Source organism: Brevibacillus fluminis (assembly GCF_003710825.1).
Taxonomy (GTDB): domain Bacteria; phylum Bacillota; class Bacilli; order Brevibacillales; family Brevibacillaceae; genus Brevibacillus_D; species Brevibacillus_D fluminis.
Genome location: NZ_RHHQ01000015.1, coordinates 185631 through 209298, shown reverse-complemented (window position 1 = coordinate 209298; position 23668 = coordinate 185631). Strand labels below are relative to the sequence as shown.

Here is a 23668-nt window from a genome sequence, read left to right as displayed (position 1 = left end):
TTTCCCTTTTTTTCGCGGGGCCTGGGCGGGCATGTTCAAGGCTGCGCTGCGATCTTTTTTCCCAAATCCCTGGCTGCCCTGCCACAGACAATTTTGGGAGAGAAGAAATATAAAAACTTGAATAATAATCAAAAAAAGAGGGGTCTGCCCTCTTTTTTATCATTTCATTTTTAAAAGCCGCATGCTGTTTAGGATGACGATCAAAGCTGCGCCCGTGTCACTTAAGACGGCGATCCAGAGGGTTAGATAGCCGGGGAAAATCAGGATCAGCGCGAGGAGCTTGATGATGATGGAGAACCAGATGTTTTCCTTGATGATGCGGATCGCTTTGCGGCTTAGCTTGATCGTGTGCGGCAGTCGCTCGAGATTGTCTGCCATCAGCACGATATCAGCGGTTTCCATCGCGGTGTCGGTACCCGCTCCGCCCATTGCGATGCCGATGTCCGCCGTTGCCAGCGCCGGTGCGTCGTTGATGCCGTCGCCCACCATCGCGACGACGCTTCCTTCGCGTTGTAGCGACTTGACTGCATTCACCTTGTCTTGCGGCAAAAGCTCCGCCATATAGCGTGTGACACCGGTTTGCGATGCGACTTTTTGTGCGGTTCCCTGATTGTCGCCAGTCAGCATGACCGTTTGCTCGATGCCGACTTCCTTTAGCTTGCGGAGCGCCTCGACGGTGATTTCGCGTACCGTATCGGCGACAGCGATGACGCCTTCTAGTTTAGTCGCGGTACCGATGAGAATGATCGTATTGCCCTCTTCTTGCAGTCTGCCGATCTGTGCCTCGACGCCAGCTGTCGAGATACCCATTTCCGTAAAGAGAGCGGGTTTGCCCGCATAATAGACTTCCCCATCGATCGCAGCCATCGCACCTTTTCCGGCAATGGCCTGCGCCTCTCGCCCATGTGCGGGTGCGATGTTGTTCGCCGCTGCATACGCATTGATCGCGACAGCTACCGGATGAGTGGAATACCGTTCGATCGCTGCCGCGATGGAAAGAACTTCAACCTCCGTGATGTCTAAGGCTATTACATGCGTGACACTCGGCTTCCCTTCCGTGAGCGTACCCGTTTTGTCAAAGGCGATTGCCGTCAGCTTGCCTGCTGTCTCGAGGAACGTCCCACCTTTGATCAGCACGCCGTTTTTCGCTGCGTTACCAATTGCCGATACGATCGCCACCGGCGTGGAGATCACCAGTGCGCATGGACATGCGACGACAAGCAATTCAAGGCCTTTATAGAACCAGTCCAGCCATGCGCCAACCCCAATTAGAGGCGGCACGATCATAACGGCTGCGGCCAGCACAAACACGACTGGTGTATACACGTGCGCGAAGCGGTCGACGAACGCCTGCGTCGGCGCCTTTTTCTCCTGTGCCTCCTCGACCAGCTGGATGATCCGGGCGATCGCAGTATCTTCCACCAGCTTGGTCACACGGATGTCCAGCGTCCCGCTTTCGTTGATCGTGCCGGCAAAAACCGCATCCCCCGCCTTTTTGTCTACTGGAATCGACTCTCCTGTAATCGGCGCCTGGTTAATGCTAGAGATGCCCTCGATAATTTCCCCATCGAGTGGCACCTTGTCACCCGGTCGAACGACGATGATCGCACCGATGCCCACTTCTTCAACGGACTTGGCGACGATCTGCCCGTTTTGTTTAACTTGTGCCTCCGTCGGTGTCAAATTCATCAGGTTGCGGATTGACTCGCGCGTTTTTTCAATGGAACGGGTCTGGAGCGTGTTGCCCAACGCAAACAGCCAGACGACCGTCGCCGCCTCAAGCCATTCACCGATGCAAACGGCACCAATCGCAGCCACTGTCATCAGGACGTTCATGTCGAGCGATTTGCTCCGAATCCCGTAAAAAGCGCTGCGCCCTGGCTTCACCCCCGCGATCAGAAGCGATACCGCATAGAGCAGCGTGCTGACCATCGGAGTCACACTCGTATAAGAAAGAAGATACCCAAGCGCCAAAAAGACACCCGAGATGATCGTGGTTGTCTGGGAAGTGGCAGGTTTGGCAGCGTCCTGCTGTTGCGCCCTTTTTGTGATGGGGCTTGCCTGATACCCAGCTTTGGACACTTCCTTCACGATTTCCCCGTCCGTCACCCCATCTGCGACGAGCTGCATTTTTCCCGTCGAAAAATTGACGCTGATCTGTTGGACAAAAGGTAGTGCTCTCATATGCTTTTCAAGCGTCAACGCACACGAGCTGCAGTCCATTCCCTCGACGCGATAAACCAAAACCCGGTCCGCCTGGAGCTTTACGTCAGCTTGCGGCACGGCATCGTCGTGACAATGCCCGTCATGGCAGCAATCACCCTCGCCTGAATGATGAAGTTCTCCTTCTGTATGCGAGTGCTGGTGCCTGGTTGTCGAATGGTCCTCGTCTGTGCAGCACGAATCGTGGTGATGTTGCTTATGCTGATGAGACATCAAGTAATCAACCCTTTCATTCCCAACAGTAACCATGAAGCCGATATGGATACGAATGAGATCATTCAAACAATCAAATACTCTTTTGAATATAATAACAGTATAGCAAACAATAACGAATTGTTTCCAGCTTTTGTTTTTGCATTGATCTGTTTATAATTTACGGTAGAGACGTACTGTGTGGGAGAGGTGAGTTTGTTGGCAGAAGAGCATCTTGACATCTGTGAAATACAATGTTTTGACGAAGAAAAGGTAACACGGCTGCGCCCGCGCGTAAATGAAGCAGACGGTGTAGCAAAAATTTTCAAGGCACTGGCTGACGATACCCGCGCCAAAATCATTTACGCGCTTGCCCTCGAAAATGAACTGTGCGTCTGTGATGTCGCTAATGTGATCGGTACCACCATTGCGAACGCCTCCCATCATTTGCGCCTACTGCGCAACATGGGTCTGGCCAAATACCGCAAAGAAGGAAAGCTCGTCTTTTACTCACTGGATGATAATCACGTCCGCCATCTGATCATGACAGGTGTCGAGCATGCGAATGAACAGAAATGAAACCTTAAAACCTTCGCTCGGAAGGAATCGAGGTTTTTCTTTTTTACTTGGGTTACTGATTCGAGCCCTTCCCTTCCGTATTCTTTTCGATCTGGAGAAATTTATGAGCGACGCACGACTCCCCTGACGACAAATAAAAAAACCCTCATTTCGAGGATTTTTTCTTTCGTGCTTAGGATTCTTCCGGATCGGTAAGCAGCTTTTCCAATGCGGAGATTGCTTCCTTTTCGTCCAGACCGTCTGCGGTCAGGGTCACTTCTTCCCCTTTGCCGATGGCGGCGGACATGATGCCCATGATGCTTTTCCCGTTGAACGTTTTTTCGTTCTTCACCAGTTGGATTTCACTGGTGAACGATGTGGCGACTTTGACAAAATTCGCTGCCGGTCTCGCGTGCAAGCCATGGGCCAATTGAACGATCACTTTTTTCTCTGTCATGCTTGTTCCCTCCTACACGAACTGATGTTGCTTGAATTACCATCATGTTGCCCAGGTACAGCCATTCGGATACGACCCGCACAGCTGAGCTTAAGCATGTCGGATATCAATTTGCTTCCTTCCACTGTAGCATGATTGACCGCTCATAACAATTGCGCACCATCCTTGCTGCAAAGGTTCTTTGGCACTTCAGTCTTACATAAAAAACGCCCGACTCTCTCCGCATGTTTTGCGAAAAGAATCGAGCTCTCACTTGATCGCGATCTGTGATTCCAGCATGTAATTGATGAAGACGTTCGCGAACGCCTCTGCTGTATTGTAGCATTCATCAAGCGTGTTGTTGGTTCCGCCGAACTCCAGCAGCAAAGCTCCGTCCGAAATCGACTGATTATACACGCCATTGCCTTCGTTTGTGCCTTTCAGAATAATCCCGCGTGACAAACCTGGATACAACGCCTCCAGCCTTGCGTGCAAGTTTTCCGCCAGCTTTTTGTTTTCCAAATAGGACGGATTGGCCGTGCCGATGACGAACAAGATGCGCGAATAGGTCTTCCCATTGATGGTCAGTGCCACGGTGCTGCGCGGTTCGTCACTGTCGCGGTGGATGTCGAAAAAGTACTGTAGATTCGGGCTTGTAGATGCCGCCGCACTAACCGCCTTGTAGGATTCGGTATAAGACATGGAGAAGCTTTTCTTTTGCTCCGCCAGCTTTTGGGCGAAATCGTCCCGGTTGACCATCGTCTGGATTCCACTCGTTTGCAGAAGCTCACCTAACCGTTTTCCTACCAATGTGATATTAGTGACCGGATCGTCAACTGATGTGCCCTTGGTGTTGCTTGCGACATTTCGCCATGACTCACGGTTGTGCGTATGGTAAATGTACACTTTTTCATTGCCGACCATGCCGCTGTTGTACCCGACTCCTGAGCTGTTGGATCCTGGTGTCGGATGACCTGCTGGTTGCACGCTCTCCACAACCCAGCTTGCGATATAGGCAGTCGATTGATCGGCCAGCCTGATCACATACCAATCCCCGACGGTCTGTACAATCGGATACACTTGTCCCGGCTGAACGGTGCCGACCACATTATAATCCGTCCCGGGTCCGACGCGCAGATTCGTGTCCGCATTGAGGATGCGGATCGACGCCTCAGCTTGGCCCGCGCCCGGGTTCTGCGTACTTGGCAAATCGGTTGGCAGCTCTTGTCCCGGTTCAGCTTGCACGACAGGCTTGAAAATATAGGCGTATGAACCGTTAAAGCTGACTTTATACCATCCGTTTGCATAGCCATAATGATTGATTGTCGTGCCGCCGTTCAGTTGGCCGATGGCGTTGCTCAAAATATTTGGCTCAACATAGACCTCATAGCCTTCCGGAAGCACGATGGTGCCAAGCGGTTGTCCGTTACCTGTAACAGGCGGTTTTGGTGTAACCGGCACTGTCGGGGTCGGTGTTGCCGTTGGTTTCGGCGCAGGAGCCGCGGTTTCCGTCACGTATCGCGCATTCACCCAGCCATTTGCTTTGTCTGACAGCTTGAGCTGCACCCACTCGCCTTGTTTTTTCACTTGCAAGAATACGCCATTTTTATCGATAATCTGCAAAATTTGGGCAGTTGTGTTCGGTTCTGCCCGAACATTCAGCATGTCCACATTGCTCTTGACGTATTTGATCTGTGGAATGTCCAACATTTTGACGTACTTATTTAACACCCAGCCCGTTTTCCCGTTCGCGAGTTTCACCTGTGTCCACTCTTTCTGCTGTGCGATAATCGCCAGCCGCGTGGATTTGGTAATTGTCCCCACGATCTGAGAGGTGGTGCCAGGTGCACTGCGAATGTTCAATTGATCAACCGATACTTCGACGTGCGTTGCTGCCTCGGCAAATGATTGGGGCATCAACAAAAGCAGGAAACATACAGCTACCACGATCGTATTTACGCGAAAAAGCAAGAACCTCGTTCCCCCCTGTTCGAAAAGTCATGACTGGAAAATCCAGCCTATTAACAACTTCTCGATTCATCTACATTATCCTTCACCGTGCGACATCTTTTGCTACAATACGAAAACAACAAAAAAGGATGAAGCCACGAACTTCATCCTTTTTCTGGTTTCAATTTCCTCTTCCGCACCGCATAAAGGATCAAGAGCAGCACCGGCAGACAGAAATCGATCGAAAACGATAAGGGAACCGAGGTTTTCGTATCCCACTCCTGCTGATAAACGACATTGGGATACATGGTAAGCGAAAAATAAATGACCAAAATCCCGATTGGAAGCACGAGCGGCTTATAATCGCGGAGACCGAGCACTTGCGAAACACCTAGACACGTGCCAAAAAAATAAAGCACAAGCTTATAATACGTGCTAACAAACCACATCAACGCGAGAATAGCTTCAATCCGTTGAATGAAATTACCGATGTTGACCTTTTGCGCAAGCAAGTAACTGGGAAACATCTGGTTGGCCGTATAGGTTCCGCCTAAAACCAGCACGCACAATATCGTAATCACGAGAATGATGAAGCCACCGATGGCATTGCCGACGAAATACGACTTGTACGCCTGCCTCTGGTTGCGCACATGCACCGGATAAATCATCAGCAGTACGACCGCGTCGACCGAGCTGTACACGGCAAACGTGAGCGTCGCGTTGATCATCGGCTTGATGCCTGTCCCAAAAATCGGGAACAGGTTGTCGCTATGGATTTGGGGTGAAATGAGGACGACGAGGATGATAAATAGCAAATAGAAGAACGTTAGAAAGATTCCTGCCGCTCTTGTAAACGTCTCCACCCCCAAATAAACGGCAAGGAAGAGAACGGATGCGATCAGAAGATGAATGAACGCCGGGGGCGTATAGGCGAAAAACTGTGTCGAAATGAACTTGCCGATGTAATACAGAACAGCTCCCGAATACAGAAATGGCAAAATCAGAAAGATCGAGGATGTGCACTTGCCGAGCCATTTGCCAAGCAAATATTCATTCATCTGCACAAACGTCATCGTTGGCATGGACAAGCCCAATCGCGCTTGGACAAAGATGATCCCCTGGCATAAAATGACACCGAAGATGGCTGTAAGCCACGCATCCTGCTGCGAGTAGAAAGCGAGAAAAGACGGGATGACAAGAATCGATGTGCCCACTGTATACAAGATGACCAAATCGCGAAATTGGCCTGCCGTGATCTTTTCATTATCGAGCATAGGAGGTCTCCTGGCACCAGCGACGTTACCGTTCGCTGTAAAGTCTTCCTATTGTTTCCTATCGTAGCTGAATTTATTGATTCGCCTGATTGATCGTGAGCAAAATAAAAGCCCCAAACGAGAATAAGAACTCGTTTGGGGCTTCGTAAGATCGCTATACGCGAGAAATTTCGAGATTGATCGCTTTCTTTCGTTGCTGTCTCTTGAGGAGTCGGTGCTCTCTTCGCTTTTCATACAGCTTGTAAATCACAAAATAGGACACAAACCCCAACACCGCGCCAATGACTGACATGCCAATTAACACGTGAAGACCTCCATAAAGAATATCGCTAATGACCTGAAAATTTCCGGACAACAGCGCTTTGAACGCATGATGAGGCATTCGGCCTCCTTCTATTTGGACAGGGTAAATGAATCTACCTAGCCTGTGGGCAACGGGTAATAAGAGAACTGGCAAAAATGTCAGCTTACCGATTACATTCCCGATAATGGCAGCGGGAAGCGAGCCGCGGCATAAACGGACGATCGGATAAAATAACACGTAAATCAGGGACGCGGTCGAGATCACAATCATCTCTAATCCAAATCCGAGGGCAAACCCTAGTGAAACCTTCTTTGCCCCGCCAGGAGAACGGAATAGCTTGATAAAATTCAAGCGGAAAGCGCGAACGATTCTTTGATAGAAATTGTATTTTTTCTTATTGTTCCCCATGCCGTCACCTCTTCTTAGCAAACATACCTTGATTATAGCTGATCTTACGCGAAAAATGGTACAAATGAATAAAATTACAGCATCCGATAACCCGTTAAAAGATAGCCGGCGTGGAAATACACAAAATTTTGGCTTCGATGTCGAGCGGGTTGGACCAGAAATGTGGCTGCTGGGATGGATAATGGATGGAATCCCCTGGTTTTACCAAGTACTCGCGCTCGTTCACCGTGAAAATGACTACGCCTTCCAGCACATAAAAAAATTCCTCGCCGGGATGGGAAAAAACGTGCTCCTGCTTGGCATGTGGCGGCATAACCACAAGCACCGGCTCCAAGGTGCGACCGGCAAACTCGCCAGCCAGCCGGGTATAAATCATGCTGGACCGTTCGAATTGAAATGACTTGTGGTCTTCCTTTTTCACATGGAAATTGTCATTTTGCGGGCTCTCAAAAAAGCTGGTGATCGGTACTTGCAGGGCATCGGCAATCTTTTTGAGCGAGGTGATTGCCAATGAAGATGCTCCCCGCTCCACTTGTGAAAGGAAGCTGATGGACATTCCCGTTTTTTGGCTCAGTTCTTTTAATGTGATATTTTGCTGAAGGCGGTAGCTGCGTATTTTGTTGCTTACTTCTTCCATTACGTTCACTCCATCTTCTCTCATCATCGTACCGCCATTCTATCATGGAATATGATGACATAAAATCGGCAAGTGGGGGCACAAATCAGGCGATCGCCTGAACGCGTTGAAATGGCAAAAATATCGCGACCGCGGTCCCTTTTCCTACTTCGCTTTTAATTTCGATCCGCCCTTGATGGTTTTGGATAATTTTATAACTGACCATGAGTCCAAGCCCTGTTCCTTTTTCCTTCGTGGTATAAAATGGCTCGCCAATATTACGTAGTCTCTCTTCCGAAATGCCGCATCCGTTGTCGATAATGGTAATCTGCAACATCCCTTCCTCCCACTCCTGCGACTCAATCCGGATTTCTCCTCCCTGCGGCATGGAATCGATGGCGTTTTTCAAAATGTTGATGAACACTTGCTTCAGACTGTTTTCCTCGCACATGATCAGCATGCCTTCCGTTTCGAGTGCATCCTCAACGGTGATATTGTGAAGCAGGCAATCCGGTTCCAGCAACAGGACGATCTGCTGCAAGATTCCGTGAATATCTTTGCTGACAAAGCTAGCGACAGTGGGCTTGGCCAAGACCAAAAACTCGCCGACAATCGCGTTGATCCGATTGATTTCCGATAGCATGATGTCCATGTAAATGCGATTTTCTTGTCCCTGCTGCTTTTGCATGAGCTGAACGAAGCCGCGTAGAGAGGTTAGCGGATTGCGGATCTCATGGGCGATCCCTGCCGCCAATTCCCCCAGTACCGCGAGCTTTTCGGACTTGATCAAAAGCTCTTCGTTTAGGCGCAAATCGGTGATGTCCTCTGCGATGCCCACGATTCTGTGCAAGACTCCATCCACATAAACAGGAAAACCGCGGTCCTTAATCCAGCGAACCGTACCATCTGTCCGGACGATCCGGTATTCATGGTCAAAATAACCGGTCTGCATATCATCCTGCGCCTGGATGATGCGTTCGCGGTCATCGGGGTGGATCACCCTGAACATTTTGGCCGGATCACGAAAAAATTCTTTGCGAGAAAAGCCCCATACCCGCTCATAGGCTGGACTCAAGTAGAGGAATTTCCTTGTGTTCGGGTCTACGATCCAGAACACTTCCTCAATATGCTCCGCGATTTGGCGAAACCGCTCTTCACTCTCGTTTAGCGCCTGCATCGTCTTTTTTAAAATGGTGATATCGACGCACGACGAAATGACTTCCACGACCTCACCGTTTTTAATGACCGGACGCAGCGTGGCCAAATAGACGACATCATTGGCGCAGCCTTCATAAACGACATCCTCCTCGCCGTCCCATGCGCGCTGATAGTACGTTTCTTTATTTTTCGCCATGTCCTCGGGATAAAAATCACGCAGCTCTTTTCCCACGACCTCTTCCGGAGTCAGCCCCAGCTTATGCAGCAATCTGCCATCACAGAGCGTATGAATGAACCGCCCGTCCACTTTCACGAACTTGAATGTCATTCCTTGCTGCTGTCGTAGGATATTGGTATAGTCTTCTTTCGTTATTTCCAGCACGGCCTTCGTCCTCAGGTAAGCCAATGACTGCTCTGCGTTCATAAACGGGCAGGCGGACGCTTGATTCTCAAAAAAGCGGGGATATCTTTTTTTTCCCCACCCGATCAGCCCGATGACCAGAAATGTGAAGAGAAGCATGACCAGAAACTCGATGACATACGCGATTGCCTTGTTCTCCACTCCATCTACGGATGAAATAAAAAAGCTAACGGAATGAATGGAAGCAACATATGCGAGCAGAACAAGCAAAGGTACGATGTATGTCTTTATCTTCATAAACTGCCCCCAGTATAAAAGAATATAGTCCTACATATTCTCAGTAAACTTTTGAACTCCTGTTAAATCCGTTTAAATGTTGCGTATATTCCCACTTCTGTAAAAACGGACAGGAAACGTTTCCAATTGTGACGAAAGCGCCGTTTCCATGTTCAGGTCAATGCGAAAGAAGTATAGTAGTAACTGCGACGAAACACCGGAAGATTAGAAGCGTACAGGGGGCGTTCATGATGGATCTAAATAAAGTGAAAAGAAGTATACAGGGGGCTATTTTAGGAAAACGTGAGGAGCTCATCTACTGGCACGATGGGCAGCGAAAAGCCGTGATCGAGATCTTCGACTGTACCGGGGATGAACGACATTACGGCATCCAAGCCACAATATCGGAAACTGGGGAAACGTTTTCACTACCAAGCGGTTTTGCCGCCAGCAAATTGGAGGGGCTGAATGAAATCGTGGCGCTGATCGAACAGCGACTGCTTCGGCCGCCAGCGCTTTGCCATACTGATGTGCAAGTGCTGTCCCGGCAGTAGTACGGACAGTAAGCAAGTTGCCCATTTACGGCAGCAAAAAAATCAGCCAGAAAACGCCTGGCTGATTGTAGCATCACGGTAAGGGTGAATGACTTGTCATTCACCCTTCCGTTCTTCTTATTTAGGTCAATTCACGCAAAACCGCCCGAACAGGGCTTCCGTCTGCCTCTGTCAATGGAAGCGGCAGCGCGATCAGCTCATAATCTCCGGCATCAATGTGGTCGAGCACGATCCCTTCCAAAATGTGAACGCCATGCTCGGTCAAAGCGTGGTGTGCGAGCAATTCCTTGCTATCGAGTGGATCAACCGATGGCAGATCGAGGCCCAGAAGCCGCACCCCTTTTGCCGCCAAGTACGCTGCAAGCTCTGGCTCCACAGGCGGGATTTGCTTAGGAAAAGCTGACCTGTCCGGCCAAGCGCCCGTACGCACGAGCAACCGTGTGACTCCTTCCAGATCGACACCTGCAAACGATCCGATACCGATTGTTCGGCAGTCATGTAAATGAATGACACGTGCTACTCCGACGTACAGCTGCGGGTCGAGGTCGATCACCCGTTTCCCCTCGTTGTCAAAATGATAGGGCGCATCGATATGTGTTCCGATATGCGTGCTCATGGTGAACTTCCCTACGTTGACCGAGCCGCTCTCGGCTTTGGTCCACGCTAGGGAATAGGTAAATGGCGTATCTCCCGGCCATCCTGCTGTCTGGTGGTCCAGACGCTGGGAGATGTCAAGCAAACGTCCCATTGAGAAAGTCCCCCTTACAATTGTGTCCGCAGGCTCCACAGCTCTGGGAAAAAGCGATGATCCAGAGCCCGGCGCAAATAGCCGACGCCAGACGAGCCGCCTGTACCTGGCTTTTGCCCGATGATTCGCTCTACCGTGGTCATATGGTTAAAGCGCCACTGCTGCTGCTGGCTCGCGATATCAACCAGCTTTTCCGCCAATTCGTACAAGTCCCAATATTGGTTCACATCGCGATACACCGTCAACCATGCGCGCTCGACACTTTCATTCGCCACATATGACTGTGACCAATCCCGCTCGAGGCACGCTTCATCTACAGGAAGCCCGCGCTCGGCCATCGCTTTGATCGCGGCGTCGTAAATGCTCGGCGCCTCCAGAGTCTGCTTGAGCAGCCCGTGCAATTCAGGCTGATGCTCATACACGGCCAGCACGTGGCTGTTTTTATATCCGAGCGTAAATTCGATGAGCCGGTTTTGATACGATTGAAAGCCGGAGGAATGGCCCAGTTTGTCGCGGAACTGCATGTATTCCGCTGGCGTCAGCGTGGAAAGCACGTCCCACGATTTGATCAATTGCTGCTGAATCCGCGATACGCGGGAAAACATTTTGAAGGCTGGCTCCAGCTGTCCCTCTTGAATAGAAGTCATCGCGGCGGACAGCTCATGCAAAATTTGTTTCATCCACAGCTCACTCACTTGGTGGATGATGATGAACAGCATCTCATCATGATGGTCCGACAATCGGGTCTGGCTGGACAGCACTTTGTCCAACTGCAAATAATCGCCGTATGTCATGTCCTGCTTGAAATCGGTATGAATCGTTTGTTCAAGCTGGCCGTGGCCGCTTCCCTGCTTTTGTTGATCGGATGGATTCGTCATTTTGTCCGTGCTCCCTTCGATGTTCGGCGCTTATGCAACGACATTGCGCTGATTTTCAAATTTTTCGTACTGCTTTTCCGCCATGATCGCTTTTAGCCGCTGTACTACTTCCCACACGTCGGTGAAGCTGGAGTACAGGGCGACGGGCGCCAATCGGATCATATTGGGCGCACGGAAATCCGGAATCACCTTGTTTTCCTTTAGCGCTTTGCAAATGCGTGCCGCTTCCGGATGCTCCAAACTGACGTGTCCGCCACGACGTTTTTCGTCTGTCGGATTGCCGATCGTAAAGCCGAAGCCGTCAAGCTCGTGAGCGATCAGATCCATGAAATAGGTTGTAAGCAGCAACGATTTGCGGCGAATTCGCTCGATTCCCACCTCTGCAAAGATCGAAAGCGAACCGAGAAGCGGCGCTGCGCTTAGCACGTGCGGAGTGCCAATCTGGTATGCCCCCGCGGTCTCGGCTGGCGTCATCTGATGCTCCATATCGAATTGCTTCATTTTGTCTGATCCGAACCAGCCCGCCAAGCCGGGAAGCTTACCGAAATACTTCCGATTCACATACAACCCACCGACTGCGCCCGGCCCGCCGTTAAGATGCTTATAATTGCACCAGTACGCAAAATCGACATCCCACTTATCGAACGCGTGCGGAATCGCCCCGACGGAATGGCATCCGTCAAAACCGATGAGGATATCGCGAGCATGAGCTTCTGCCGTCAGCCGCTCCATATCGAGAATTTGGCCGCTGCGATACAGAATCGTCGGCAACACCACCATCGCGACTTCATCCGTCATGGCGGCGATGATATCCTCCTCGTCGAGGAATCGGCCATCACGGCTTGCCACACGGATCAGATTCTCCTCAGGTGAAAATCCATGAATCCGCAGCTGGCTTTGCAGCGCATAAATGTCGGACGGGAAGTTCAGTTCGTCCGCTACGATTTTGGTCCGTTTTCCTTCAGGCTGGTAAAAGGTCGCCACCAGCTGATGCAGGTTGACGGTTGTCGAACCGGTTACGATCACCTGATCCGGCTCTGCGCCGACCAGAGGTGCGACAAGCGCTCCCAATCGCTCCGACAGCGTATACCACGGATGCTGCCCCGCAGTCCAGCCATCGATAGCGTGCTCACGCCAATCTTGGAGCGATTCGAGCACAGCCAGCTCGGCTCGTTTGGACAAAAGGCCGAGTGAATTTCCATCCATATAAATCGTCGACGGGTTTACATAAAACTCCTTGCGGTAAACCCCAAGCTCATCTTGCTCATCTAACTGTACGGCGAGCGAGCGCCCAGGTGAAAAGGAATACGTATTCATACGACCTCCTGCATTGTGAATTGATGTATTAGACAAATTACAACTGCTGGGCAACTGTCATTTGCTGGGCAAAGCGGACTGCTTCTTTCATTCTAATAGGAAAACGCTTTCTTGTTAATGCTTCTTCGAAAAAAATATGACATTACGTCGTATTTTTTTTGTTTTTTTGTGAACTGACGTGAAAAAGGCAACCCCCGTTCGCGTTTGTCGATCGGGGATTGCCTTGGCTTGAGCCGCATCATCTAGTAAGAATGGAACTGCTTATTCATTTTTCCGAACCGCTCCAAAACCGGGAAGAGCGGATGTACCACACTGCCGCAATGCCAAACAACAAGATAACCGCTTCCGCAACCCAAATGCTGAGCTCACCTTTATAACCTTGGTAAAGTCCTGGAACAAAATCGATTACGGCATGCAATAATATGGCAATGAGAACTAGCCCTTTTCGCCGCGTATTCACTGCATGTAATACAATAAGGGACAACGCGATTTGGATGAAAATCGCTGGAATTCGTTCGAAGCCGCCCAAAATAAATTCAAAAGATGACATCGAAAGCATCTGATCTTGGAGAGCAGCAGCCATGTCCGCAGGTATACTTGAGCCGATCGTCGACAAGAACCTACCTTCATTAATCAAAATCGCGAATACAAATGCTTGAATGGAAGAGATCGCACCGATGAAAATGGCTTCGAACCCACCGTGGCCAAGTCCATAAGCCAAGCCGTCCTTTCGCTCTCGATATGATTTCAGCAACCAGCTGAAACCGATATATCGTCCCACTTCCTCAAAGATTCCAGCAGCCAATGCCCCATATACCGCGAATACAACCGGGTTATTTTGAATGTCAGGAATACCTTGAAGAACGACAAGATGCAATACTTTTTCAAAAATCTGTGTGAAAATCAAAAAGATTGCAGCACCAATCCATACAGGTCGCATGGTAAACCTTACTCTTTTGCGCATATACAAAAACAAACCAATTGGAAACAAGAGAGAGATCAACCCTTGAATCACAATACTGACCATCGTAACACTGGCAATCATATCGTCATATCTCCTTCTCTTTGATTGATGGTAAAAGGGTGTTCAATCAACATTCATGATCTCCTGCGCTTGAATATCATGTAGGAGTAAATGAAAGGTACCAAAACAATACATACCAGAGTTGCGAAAAAAATGATGATGGATAAGTAAGTTGGCAAAAATGTGGAAACGAGAATGACCAAACCTCCGACCATCATCAAAGGACCACCCATTCGATGCGTTTTTCGCCAGTTTTCTTCATCAAGTAGAGCCCAAGGTGTTCGAAACCCCATAAAATAATTCGGTTTACTAATGCCGAGGTAATTTCCTGTAACAAGAAACAGGATTCCTATCGCAATGAACACAATTCGACGAATATCCATTGTATACCCAAGGTTGTAAAGTAAAATGGTCCATTCCGCTATCGCCAGTATGAGAGCGATACAAAACCTGCTTACTTGAATCGAGAAAGCAAACTTCGCATCGTTACTTTTTTGCCCGCCCATCCTTTTGGCAAATGGAAGTAAAAATGGTACAAACCCAAGCAGGGCGAAAATGAGAATGGTTGTTTGTTTGCTCGAGGTACCATTCACTTCATTCTCGATGCCAAAATGTGTAGCCATCGTATCGGGTAACTCATTGTAGAACACGACCGCACCAACGATCGATGAAACAACAATCATAAACAAGAGTATTTCCCTGACCAAAGCCCTCATTTGTTTTCCTCCTGATCTTGTTTGCCTACTATGCTAAACATCCAACCTAAAACATCTTCCATCACCGTTGTATGTAACGAATAAACGATGTTTTGTCCCTTTCGTTCATCACTAACCAGCCCAGCTTGTTTTAGCAAATTCAAATGGTGTGAAATACTTGGCTTACTGATTTGAAAATGTTCTGCAATTTCACCGGCAGTCAAATTCTGATCACGCAGTAGTCTTATGATTTGTCGACGTGTTGGATCGGCGAGCGCTTTGAACGCGTCATTCACTTGACTCCCCTCCGTTCACCTATTAGACATTTAGAAAATCATCTAAATATCTAACTAAAATGTACCTCTAGTTCTTTCCTCCTGTCAATCGTTTTTCATCTCGGCTTTCACCTAACTCCCCCATTCACCATTTCGCCCATGGGCGCATATCCTGCATCAAAATCTAGTCGAGGAGGAAACAGCATGAAAAGATGGCTCTCGCTTTCGCTCGCCATCGGCCTCGGTACCATGGCGCTTCTCTCCGGATGTGCATCACAGACGCCCGCCAAGATCCGGATCGGAGAAGTTACGCGCTCGCTCTTTTATGCGCCGCAATATGTCGCGCTGTCCAAGGGCTTTTTCAAGGACGCAGGCTTGGATGTCGAGCTGACCACAACGTCCGGCGGCGACAAAACAATGACCGCTCTGCTGTCCGACGGTATCGATGTGGCATTGGTCGGAGCGGAAACGAGCATTTACGTCAATCAGCAGGGAGCGCAGGATCCCGTCATCAATTTTGCCCAGCTCACCAACACAGACGGCACCTTTCTTGTCTCGCGGAACAAAGTCGACAACTTCTCCTGGGATCAACTGAAGGGCAAAGTCTTTCTCGGTCAGCGCAAAGGCGGGATGCCGCAAATGGCTGGAGAATTCGTCTTGAAAAAACACAGTATTGACCCACATAAAGATTTGAACCTGATCCAAAACATCGAATTCCAAAACATTGCGACGGCATTCGCTTCCGGCACAGGCGAATATGTGCAGCTGTTTGAACCAACCGCGTCGCAGATGGAGAAAGAAGGAATCGGCCACGTGATCGCCTCGTTTGGCAAAGAGAGCGGCAGCGTTCCGTACACTGATTACATGACGAAGAAAAGCTACCTTGAGAAAAACAAAGAGTCGATCCAAAAGTTCACCAGTGCTATTTACAAGGCACAGCAATGGGTCGCCACCCATACGCCAAAGGAAACGGCAGAAGCGATCACTCCTTTCTTCCCTAATATCGATGCCGCTATCCTAGAAAGTTCGGTGAAGCGTTATCTGGAGCAAGGCTCCTTTGCAGCCGACCCGATTTTGAAGGAGGACTCGTGGAACAATCTGCAAGCCATCATGGAGTCTGCAGGTGAGCTGAAACAGCGCGCCGATTACGCCAAATTGGTTGATACCTCATTTGCCAAGGCGGCGACAGAAGGGAGATAACCGCTTTGGCAAACCACCGCCCGTCACCATCCAAGATCGAGCTTTGCCAACTGACCCACCTCTATCTGTCTGACAAAGCTAGTTTCCTGGCTGTCAAAGAGATCGACTTGCGGGTAGCGGAGGGGGAATTCGTCTGTCTGGTCGGTCCGAGCGGCTGTGGCAAGACGACGCTTTTGTCACTGATTGCCGGATTGGAGCGGCCATCGGCAGGCAGCATCAAAATTGACGGCACCACTATCACCGGAACTAGCCCGCGCGTCGGCTACATGCTGCAGCAGGATTACCTGTTCGGCTGGCGGACGATTGAACAAAACGTCATGCTCGGGCTGGAGATCCAAGGCATTCGCACCAAAGAGTCAGAAGAATACACGCTTCATCTTCTTGAGGAAATGGAGCTAGCTGATTTTCGCCATTCCTACCCTGCGCAGCTGTCGGGAGGAATGCGGCAACGGGTCGCTTTGGTCCGCACGCTCGCCTGCAAGCCGGAGATATTGCTTTTGGATGAACCGTTTTCGGCGCTCGACCACCAGACCAAATTAAAGCTGGAGGATCTGGTAGTCTCGACGCTTCGCCGGCAGCAAAAGACCGCCATTTTGGTGACCCATGACTTGACAGAGGCTGTCGCCATGGCAGATCGCATTTTCATTTTGGCAAAAAATCCGGGCCGGATTCACAAAGAGTTTGTGGTTCCCGAGGAATTGCGATTGGCCCTACCGTTTGAGGCGCGCAACCATGAAAGCTTTTCCGCACTGTTTCACCAGGTCTGGAAAGAGATGGAGGCGATCAACCATGTCCATGAATGACACTGACAGCAAACAGGTTGATGCCGGAAAGCTGCACGCTGACTATTTGCGCCAAAAGCGCATGCAGCGTTGGCTGGTCTTGTTCACCCAGCTGGTGATCCTCGTCCTCTTCCTCGGAGGATGGGAATGGCTTTCTCGGACCAATCGCATCAATGTGTTGATTTTTAGCGCACCGTCCAAAATATGGCAGCTGTTCGTTGATCAACTGACCGATGGCACCCTTATGCCGCACGTCACAACAACCGTGATCGAGACGGTCATCGGCTTTTTGCTCGGGACGCTGCTCGGCACCCTGCTCGCGACATTAATCTGGTGGTCACCGTTTTTATCCCGTGTGCTTGATCCGTATTTAGTCGTTGCCAACAGCATGCCCAAGGTCGCAATCGGCCCGCTCTTTATCGTCGGCTTTGGCCCGGGCTACCTATCGATCATCGCAATGGGCGCGACGATTTCCGTGGTCATCACGACGATTGTGATCTACACCAGCTTTCGCGAGGTCAATCCCAACTACGTTAAGGTGATGCAGACGTTGGGCGCCGAAAAGAAGCAAATTTTCCGCATGGCGATCCTACCCGCCACGATTCCCACCATCGTCTCAACGCTGAAGGTGAACGTAGGGCTTTCGTGGGTCGGGGTCATCGTCGGAGAGTTTCTCGTCTCGCAGAAAGGCTTGGGCTATTTGATCATTTACGGCTTCCAGGTGTTCAATTTCACTCTCGTCCTGATGAGCCTGGGTGTCATCGCCATCGTCGCCACGTTGATGTACCAGGCGGTTGCCTATTTGGAAAAAAAATTAACCGGCCCGTTTAAATAGAGGAGCAAGACAGAAAGAAACCAGCCTGTCGTAGGGCTGGTTTCTTCGCGTTTATTTGCCGCTGCTTACTGGCCATTCATTGCCGTACCTAGGCGATAACCCCTTCCTCCCGCAAACGAGCCACCTCGCTCTCATTCAGTCCAAGCTCATGCAGCACCTCGTCGGTATGCTCCCCCAGCCTCGCGCCGGTATGCCGATACTGTGGTGTATGGACCGATGATTTGATCGGGCTTGCGATCTGTTTTTGCAGACGTCCGTCCGGCATGGGCACATCGGCAATCATTCCCCGTGCCACCAGCTGCGGGTGCTCGCACGCTTCTGAAAACGAGAGCACGGGCTCCACGCATGCCGGAACGGCAGCAAACACCTCCTGCCATTCCGCAAAATTTTTGCTGCGGAAAATGTCCCTCAGTGCTGCAGCAAATAACCGACTGCCGTCCGGCGAGTCATCGAGAGCCACTGTCAGCAAATCCAACCTGCCAAGCCCCTCGCACAGCACCTTGCGAAACGACGGTTCGAAGCTGCCAACCGAAAAGTAACGACCGTCTTTCGTTTGGTAAAAATCATAAAAGCTGCCTCCGTTGAGCATCGTCCCCGCAGGCAACGGCTCGACCCCACAGGTCAGCGCGCCGGGACCAAACATCGCATTCAAGGCAAAACAACCGTCAGTCATGCTGATGTCTAAATGCTGGCCCTCGCCAGTCCGGTCTCGATAAATCACGGCTGCCAGCATCGCGACCGCCGCTTGCATAGCGCCTCCTGCCAAATCGCCAACCTGGATCCCAAGCAAGCTGGGGCCGCTTTCTTTTCGTCCCGAATACCCCATCATTCCACTCATCGCCAAAAAATTGATGTCATGCCCGGGCCTGTCGCGATACGGCCCCGTTTGACCGAATCCAGTTAGCGAGCAATAAATGAGCCGAGGATTTTCCCGTTTCAACTGCTCGTAGCCGACTCCCAATCGATCCATCACGCCCGGGCGGAATTGCTCCAAGACAATGTCGTACTCCTGAACGAGGCGCTTGACCAGCTCGACTGCCTGCTGTTTTTTTAGGTCAAGGGAGAGCGAGCGTTTGGAGCGGTTCAAGTGCCCGTGTACGGCAGAGGTTTCGCCATCCATTGGCGGGAAATAGCGTATCTCGTCGGTTCTCACATGGGATTCTACACGCAAAATGTCCGCCCCTAAGTCCGCCAGCATCATCGAAGCGTATGGGCCGGGGAGCAGACAGGAAAAATCAAGGATTTTGAGTCCGGTAAGCAGTGCCATTCGGGTACATCTCCTTTCCTGACATGCTTATTTGGTTTTTGCAACTTGTATACCAGTAATGGAGGCAGGATTACTGCTTGGTGTTTTTGGAGGGATTGTTTGCTTTTGGGACGGATTGTCGTGCGCGGTGTTTGGTTTTCGAACATCTGTAACACGAAAAACAGCCTGGCACATGTTTCCCAGGCTGTTTTTCGTTTCTTTCTTTTTTGCTAGCCTCTCGCGTTTACTCCGCAAACACGGGCTGCTCACCCTCGCGCTTCTCCTTTTTCTTGAACAGGAGAGCGAGCGGGAAGATGCAGAGAATGAAGGTCGCGAAGATGAGGAAGACGTCACCGAATGACCAGGCAGCCGCTTGTGCCAACACTTGGCCGTTCATCATACTGAGCGTGGCAGCAGGTGCGGCGCTCGTGTCCCCAACTGTCGCGAGCAGTCCTGTCGATGATTGCTGCATGGCTCCCCAGCTTGGAGAAAACAGGTTCAAGTCTTCCGCCATCCGGTGCAAATGGAAAAATTGGCGGTTCTCCAGCAAAACGGTCGTCAGCGCGATGCCGATGGAGCCGGCTACGTTTCTCACCAGCGTGCTCATCGTGGACGCGGCGCCCGCTTTCATCGGCGGCACCGCTGCCACCCCTGCTGTATTGATCGGCATGAAGGACAGGCCCATGCCGAGCCCGCGAATGACCATGTAAAAGCTGATCAAGCTGTCCGGCGTATCCGTTGACAACGTATGCAGCTGGTACGTACTGAATAAGATCAGTGGAATCCCGATCAAAATCAGCGGACGTGCGCCAACTTTGTCAAATAAACGGCCGGATAGTGCCATCGAAAAGCCCATCGCCAGCGCCTGCGGCATCATGACCAGACCAGTCTGAATCGCGGAATAGCCGCGCAGTGATTGCAGATAGATCGGCAGCAAAATGACCGCGGCGATCATTGAAATGAACAGCCCGCAGCCAAGCAGCACGCTGTAGGAAAACTCCTTGTGCAAAAAGATGCGCATGTCGAGGAGCGGCTCGGGATGATTCAACTCCACTATGATCAACAGTGCAAGTGCGATGGTGGCCGAGAACAGCAGCATGACGATCTCATACGATGTCCACCCCCAGCTCTCCCCTTCCGCCAACGCCAAAAGAAACAAAAAGGCGCTGCCAGATCCGAGGAGGAAGCCCCACAGATCGAATTTGCCCATTTTCCGCGTTGGCGTTTCCGGCAGGACAAAATGGGTGAGAAAGACACTGATAATCCCGATCGGCACATTGATCATAAACAGCCAGCGCCAGCTGTAATGCTCGACGATCAAGCCGCCGAGCGTCGGGCCAATCGACGGGGCAACCGCCATGGAGAGGCCGAACAGTCCCATCGCCGCACCCATTTTTTCTTTCGGAATAAAGCGAAACATCATCGCCATCCCGACTGGCATGATCAGTCCCCCGCCAATGCCTTGAATGACGCGGAATACGATCAGCGACGGATTGTTCCAGGCGAGCCCGCACAAAAGCGAGCCGACCGTGAAGCTGGCCATCGCCCATACATAGGTGGTCCGGTAGCCGAATCGATCGCCAAGGTAGGAGGTGATCGGGATGATCGCCCCTGACACGAGCATGTAGGCGGTCAACACCCATTCGATCTGCTTCGTATCGACGCTAAACAATACCATCAGCTTAGGCAAGGCGACGTTTAAGATGGATGAATCGAGCAATGCCATAAAGGTTCCCATTACGATGATCAGTGTAATGGTCATGACGCCGGGGAGCTTTTTTTCCTCAGAAGAGCCCATCGGAATCCCCCCCTACTTTGATTTTGACTGAGGTGTGCGTGCCGGGTATGAGACGTGCCCCCTGCACCTGGATGCGGATCGGCACAAGCTGATCCTCACGCGGTGTCTGGCGTGGCGGCGTAAGCGAGATAATCGGCCACACTTCATTTTGCGTCACATGTTCGATCATGGAAACGACACCTGGGTACACGTTGCCACCTGCACTGTCGAGTGTAACAGCAACGGTCTGGCCAACGCGAATGCGCGTCGATTCCTTCTCCGTCAGCCTCGCCTGCACGTACGCGGTGCCGAGATCGGCGATCGCCAGCAAATTTTGTCCGTTTGTCACGACTTCACCTTCGTTGGCGCCGATTCGCAGCACATGCCCGCTGACAGGCGACACCAACGGGAGCCGCGCGCCATTTCCTTGTGTAGACTGCACGAAGCCTACGACCTCATTTGCCTTCACTTCCTGATTTTCGCGAATGTCAAACGAAAGCAGCCGCCCGGTGCCCGGGGCTTTGATGACAGCCAGATCGACCATCGTCCGTGAATCATCCGTCACGATATAGTTTTGCTGCTGGTACCGGTAATACCAGGAGATGAGCGCGCTCCCGACCAAATAGAAAGCGATCAGCATGGTGATCAGCCGCTTGGCTTTCATAGCGTCAACCCCTTGTGGTGATATCAACCGTGGTATTCATCCCCGGCAGCAGCCGCAGCCCTTGGTTATCCAAAATTTTAATTTTGATCGGAATTCGCTGTGTCACCTTGATGAAGTTACCGGATGCATTAGAAGTCGGCAAGAGCGAATACGTGCTGTCCGCCGCAAGTCCGATCTGCTCAACCACGCCCTTCAGCTCTACGTTCGGGAACGCATCGACATGCAGCGATACGGTATCGCCGACTACAACGCGCTCGATCTTGGTCTCATCTATGCGTGCAGACACGTACAGTTCATCCATGTTGGCCAGCAAAAAGACGCGTTGACCTGGGGCTACGTTTTCCCCCACTGTAACGAACTCCTTAAGAATCATGCCGGCAGCCGGTGCTTTAACCAATGCAGAGTCACGCGAGGTAAGAGAGGTGTTTTTCTCATCCAGCCTTGCCAGCGTTTCGCCTGCTTCCACCGTATCGCCTTCCTTGATGCGGACCTCGGTGACACGCCCGGCGATTTCCGGACTGACTTTGACCAGGGCACCGTCGATGCGTGCATCATCGGTTGTAATGTGGTTCATCGATTCGACATAGGCTTTTACGCCATAGCCTCCGCCTCCGAGAACGACGAGGAGTAGGACCAACAAGCCGATCTTCTTCTTCATTTGCCGCCCTCCTTCTTCTCCCAGAGGACTTCAACCGGGTCGCCATCCTTCACTTGATCCTGGCCAACGACGATCAGCTTTTCGCCTGCTTTCAACCCTTCAAGAATCTGGACGTTCGCCCCGTCAGACGTGCCGGTAATGACCGGATGTGCAATCGCTTTGGTGCCATCCGTCACCATGACGATCCGTTCGCTGCCCCGCTTGACGATCGCGTCGCGCGGAACTGCAATGGTTGCATCCGCCGCATCGGGCAGTGTGATCTCTGCATACATGCCGGATTTCCATTGATTCGGATCGCCCGGCAGACTCAATTTCACCGGATATTCCTTGCTCGCGGGATTGGCGATTGGCGAAATCGTCAGCACTTTGGCATCAAACGGCTGCGAGGACACTTGCTCGATACGTACCTTGAGCGTCTGGCCTACTTTAATCGAATTGATTTGCTCCTCCGGAATCGACGCTTCAACCGCAGGCTGTCGGCTCACGATCGTCAGCAGCGTGGAGCTGGTCGATACTGTTTCACCGGACTGAATGTTTTTGGCAGCAATTTTTCCCGTCAAAGGACTGACAATGATTGCATTAGAAATACTTAAACGGGCGCTGTCTACCGTCGCTTTCGCAGCCGCCACCGCTGCCTGCAGGTTCGCGATCGTTTCTTTCGTCGCACCTTCATTCGCCAGGCTTTGGTCCTGCAATGCCGCCTGGTACGCGGTCTGCGCCTGCGTATAGGCCAAATTCGCCGCATCGAGCTGTGATTGCGATACTGCCCCGGAAGCCTTCAACGAAACGGTCCGGTCCAGATTGATTTTTGCATTATCCAGGGTTGCTTTTGCCGACTGAATTTTTTCCTGCAGCTGCACCTTCAACTGTGTGCGGGTGCCGTTCCGTGAGTCTGCCAGCCGTGCCTGTGCACCTTGCAAAGATGCCTGCGCCTGCGCCAGCACCACCTTGAAGTCGCTGTCATCTAAATATACGAGCGGTTCGCCTGCTTTTACCTCCTGCCCCACTTCGCCGACAGCGCGCAAGACACGCCCCGGGATTTTGGACATGACCGCGGATTCCGTGTCGCCTATGACGCGACCGACAGCCATTTTGGCTTTTTTCAACGTGTCTTGCCCGATCGTTTCCACGACAACGCGCTGCACACCCGGTTTCGCGCTCGCTTCCTGGCTAGCACAGCCTGATAGCGAAATCGCCGCGCAGAGAGATGCCGCGGTTACCGCCAGCGCGGTTGCGACCGTTTTTCGCTTTTTATGCAT

23 protein-coding genes are annotated in these 23668 nt (G+C 51.2%); 5 read left to right on the top strand and 18 right to left on the bottom strand.

The features are described from left to right. Positions 1-159 precede the first annotated feature (159 nt). Positions 160-2436 (bottom strand): heavy metal translocating P-type ATPase, encoded by a 2277-nt coding sequence (locus EDM56_RS19930; RefSeq protein ID WP_246009458.1) that lies wholly within the window; start codon positions 2434-2436, stop codon positions 160-162. A gap of 198 nt (positions 2437-2634) precedes the next feature. Here EDM56_RS19930 and EDM56_RS19925 point away from each other — a divergent pair, with 198 nt between their 5' ends. Next, positions 2635-2994, top strand: coding sequence for an ArsR/SmtB family transcription factor (locus tag EDM56_RS19925; RefSeq protein WP_148040404.1), 360 nt, complete (start codon positions 2635-2637; stop codon positions 2992-2994). A 172-nt stretch (positions 2995-3166) separates the two neighbouring features. On the opposite strand, the gene EDM56_RS19920 is transcribed toward EDM56_RS19925, so the two are convergent. The 6 genes from EDM56_RS19920 to EDM56_RS19895 form a co-directional block, all read right to left on the bottom strand. Further along, entirely contained in the window at positions 3167-3430 is a 264-nt protein-coding gene (locus EDM56_RS19920; RefSeq protein ID WP_122919663.1) for an HPr family phosphocarrier protein, read from the bottom strand. Positions 3431-3679: 249 nt separating this feature from the next. Next, positions 3680-5380: a stage II sporulation protein P gene (spoIIP, locus tag EDM56_RS19915; RefSeq protein ID WP_122919662.1), complete on the bottom strand. Its 1701-nt coding sequence runs from the start codon at positions 5378-5380 to the stop codon at positions 3680-3682. 143 nt (positions 5381-5523) lie between these two features. After that, complete coding sequence (locus tag EDM56_RS19910) at positions 5524-6633, bottom strand: GerAB/ArcD/ProY family transporter (protein ID WP_122919661.1); 1110 nt, start codon at positions 6631-6633, stop codon at positions 5524-5526. 154 nt (positions 6634-6787) lie between these two features. Next, a complete protein-coding gene (locus tag EDM56_RS19905) occupies positions 6788-7345 on the bottom strand; it encodes a DUF2062 domain-containing protein (protein WP_122919660.1) in 558 nt (185 codons plus the stop codon). Between the two features lie 94 nt (positions 7346-7439). Then, positions 7440-7982 (bottom strand): helix-turn-helix domain-containing protein, encoded by a 543-nt coding sequence (locus EDM56_RS19900; protein ID WP_122919659.1) that lies wholly within the window; start codon positions 7980-7982, stop codon positions 7440-7442. 85 nt (positions 7983-8067) lie between these two features. Then, positions 8068-9777, bottom strand: a complete 1710-nt coding sequence (locus EDM56_RS19895) for a PAS domain-containing sensor histidine kinase (protein ID WP_122919658.1) — start codon at positions 9775-9777, stop codon at positions 8068-8070. Between the two features lie 227 nt (positions 9778-10004). Here EDM56_RS19895 and EDM56_RS19890 point away from each other — a divergent pair, with 227 nt between their 5' ends. Then, the gene (locus EDM56_RS19890; protein ID WP_148040403.1) at positions 10005-10310 is read left to right on the top strand and encodes a hypothetical protein; all 306 of its coding nucleotides are present in this window, start codon (positions 10005-10007) and stop codon (positions 10308-10310) included. Between the two features lie 121 nt (positions 10311-10431). On the opposite strand, the gene kynB is transcribed toward EDM56_RS19890, so the two are convergent. The 6 genes from kynB to EDM56_RS19860 form a co-directional block, all read right to left on the bottom strand. Next, positions 10432-11058 (bottom strand): arylformamidase, encoded by a 627-nt coding sequence (gene kynB / locus EDM56_RS19885; protein ID WP_122919656.1) that lies wholly within the window; start codon positions 11056-11058, stop codon positions 10432-10434. A 14-nt stretch (positions 11059-11072) separates the two neighbouring features. Beyond that, a complete protein-coding gene (gene kynA / locus EDM56_RS19880) occupies positions 11073-11936 on the bottom strand; it encodes a tryptophan 2,3-dioxygenase (protein ID WP_122919655.1) in 864 nt (287 codons plus the stop codon). Between the two features lie 30 nt (positions 11937-11966). After that, positions 11967-13253, bottom strand: coding sequence for a kynureninase (gene kynU / locus EDM56_RS19875; protein ID WP_122919654.1), 1287 nt, complete (start codon positions 13251-13253; stop codon positions 11967-11969). Positions 13254-13518: 265 nt separating this feature from the next. Next, positions 13519-14298, bottom strand: a complete 780-nt coding sequence (locus EDM56_RS19870; protein WP_122919653.1) for a YhfC family intramembrane metalloprotease — start codon at positions 14296-14298, stop codon at positions 13519-13521. A gap of 53 nt (positions 14299-14351) precedes the next feature. Continuing rightward, entirely contained in the window at positions 14352-14993 is a 642-nt protein-coding gene (locus EDM56_RS19865; RefSeq protein WP_122919652.1) for an SdpI family protein, read from the bottom strand. Next, positions 14990-15268 (bottom strand): autorepressor SdpR family transcription factor, encoded by a 279-nt coding sequence (locus EDM56_RS19860; RefSeq protein ID WP_122919651.1) that lies wholly within the window; start codon positions 15266-15268, stop codon positions 14990-14992. Before EDM56_RS19860 ends, EDM56_RS19865 begins: the two co-directional genes overlap by 4 nt. Before the next feature lie 183 nt (positions 15269-15451). Between EDM56_RS19860 and EDM56_RS19855 the strand changes: the two genes are divergently transcribed. The 3 genes from EDM56_RS19855 to EDM56_RS19845 are packed head-to-tail and all read left to right on the top strand — an operon-like array spanning position 15452 to position 18064. Further along, on the top strand, positions 15452-16447 hold the full coding sequence (locus tag EDM56_RS19855) for an ABC transporter substrate-binding protein (RefSeq protein WP_122919650.1): 996 nt from the start codon (positions 15452-15454) through the stop codon (positions 16445-16447). Positions 16448-16452: 5 nt separating this feature from the next. Continuing rightward, positions 16453-17250, top strand: coding sequence for an ABC transporter ATP-binding protein (locus EDM56_RS19850; protein WP_122919649.1), 798 nt, complete (start codon positions 16453-16455; stop codon positions 17248-17250). Further along, positions 17237-18064 (top strand): ABC transporter permease, encoded by an 828-nt coding sequence (locus EDM56_RS19845; RefSeq protein WP_246009454.1) that lies wholly within the window; start codon positions 17237-17239, stop codon positions 18062-18064. The genes EDM56_RS19850 and EDM56_RS19845 overlap by 14 nt, the downstream gene beginning before the upstream one ends. Before the next feature lie 88 nt (positions 18065-18152). On the opposite strand, the gene EDM56_RS19840 is transcribed toward EDM56_RS19845, so the two are convergent. From EDM56_RS19840 to EDM56_RS19820, 5 genes are all read right to left on the bottom strand, one after another. Continuing rightward, a complete protein-coding gene (locus EDM56_RS19840) occupies positions 18153-19331 on the bottom strand; it encodes a CaiB/BaiF CoA transferase family protein (RefSeq protein ID WP_122919648.1) in 1179 nt (392 codons plus the stop codon). Between the two features lie 223 nt (positions 19332-19554). Beyond that, the gene (locus tag EDM56_RS19835; RefSeq protein WP_122919647.1) at positions 19555-21108 is read right to left on the bottom strand and encodes a DHA2 family efflux MFS transporter permease subunit; all 1554 of its coding nucleotides are present in this window, start codon (positions 21106-21108) and stop codon (positions 19555-19557) included. Then, entirely contained in the window at positions 21095-21751 is a 657-nt protein-coding gene (locus EDM56_RS19830; RefSeq protein ID WP_122919646.1) for an efflux RND transporter periplasmic adaptor subunit, read from the bottom strand. The genes EDM56_RS19835 and EDM56_RS19830 overlap by 14 nt, the downstream gene beginning before the upstream one ends. Positions 21752-21755: 4 nt before the next feature. Continuing rightward, complete coding sequence (locus EDM56_RS19825) at positions 21756-22409, bottom strand: HlyD family secretion protein (RefSeq protein WP_122919645.1); 654 nt, start codon at positions 22407-22409, stop codon at positions 21756-21758. Then, positions 22406-23668, bottom strand: a complete 1263-nt coding sequence (locus EDM56_RS19820) for an efflux RND transporter periplasmic adaptor subunit (RefSeq protein WP_246009457.1) — start codon at positions 23666-23668, stop codon at positions 22406-22408. The genes EDM56_RS19825 and EDM56_RS19820 overlap by 4 nt, the downstream gene beginning before the upstream one ends.

Coding starts and splice junctions, on each gene's coding strand:
- EDM56_RS19930 (WP_246009458.1), bottom strand. CDS start 2,436: ATGTCTCATCAGCATAAGCAACATCACCACGATTCGTGCTGCACAGAC.
- EDM56_RS19920 (WP_122919663.1), bottom strand. CDS start 3,430: ATGACAGAGAAAAAAGTGATCGTTCAATTGGCCCATGGCTTGCACGCG.
- EDM56_RS19910 (WP_122919661.1), bottom strand. CDS start 6,633: ATGCTCGATAATGAAAAGATCACGGCAGGCCAATTTCGCGATTTGGTC.
- EDM56_RS19905 (WP_122919660.1), bottom strand. CDS start 7,345: ATGGGGAACAATAAGAAAAAATACAATTTCTATCAAAGAATCGTTCGC.
- EDM56_RS19900 (WP_122919659.1), bottom strand. CDS start 7,982: ATGGAAGAAGTAAGCAACAAAATACGCAGCTACCGCCTTCAGCAAAAT.
- EDM56_RS19895 (WP_122919658.1), bottom strand. CDS start 9,777: ATGAAGATAAAGACATACATCGTACCTTTGCTTGTTCTGCTCGCATAT.
- EDM56_RS19890 (WP_148040403.1), top strand. CDS start 10,005: ATGATGGATCTAAATAAAGTGAAAAGAAGTATACAGGGGGCTATTTTA.
- kynB (WP_122919656.1), bottom strand. CDS start 11,058: ATGGGACGTTTGCTTGACATCTCCCAGCGTCTGGACCACCAGACAGCA.
- kynA (WP_122919655.1), bottom strand. CDS start 11,936: ATGACGAATCCATCCGATCAACAAAAGCAGGGAAGCGGCCACGGCCAG.
- kynU (WP_122919654.1), bottom strand. CDS start 13,253: ATGAATACGTATTCCTTTTCACCTGGGCGCTCGCTCGCCGTACAGTTA.
- EDM56_RS19870 (WP_122919653.1), bottom strand. CDS start 14,298: ATGATTGCCAGTGTTACGATGGTCAGTATTGTGATTCAAGGGTTGATC.
- EDM56_RS19865 (WP_122919652.1), bottom strand. CDS start 14,993: ATGAGGGCTTTGGTCAGGGAAATACTCTTGTTTATGATTGTTGTTTCA.
- EDM56_RS19855 (WP_122919650.1), top strand. CDS start 15,452: ATGAAAAGATGGCTCTCGCTTTCGCTCGCCATCGGCCTCGGTACCATG.
- EDM56_RS19845 (WP_246009454.1), top strand. CDS start 17,237: ATGTCCATGAATGACACTGACAGCAAACAGGTTGATGCCGGAAAGCTG.
- EDM56_RS19840 (WP_122919648.1), bottom strand. CDS start 19,331: ATGGCACTGCTTACCGGACTCAAAATCCTTGATTTTTCCTGTCTGCTC.
- EDM56_RS19835 (WP_122919647.1), bottom strand. CDS start 21,108: ATGGGCTCTTCTGAGGAAAAAAAGCTCCCCGGCGTCATGACCATTACA.
- EDM56_RS19830 (WP_122919646.1), bottom strand. CDS start 21,751: ATGAAAGCCAAGCGGCTGATCACCATGCTGATCGCTTTCTATTTGGTC.
- EDM56_RS19825 (WP_122919645.1), bottom strand. CDS start 22,409: ATGAAGAAGAAGATCGGCTTGTTGGTCCTACTCCTCGTCGTTCTCGGA.
- EDM56_RS19820 (WP_246009457.1), bottom strand. CDS start 23,668: ATGCATAAAAAGCGAAAAACGGTCGCAACCGCGCTGGCGGTAACCGCG.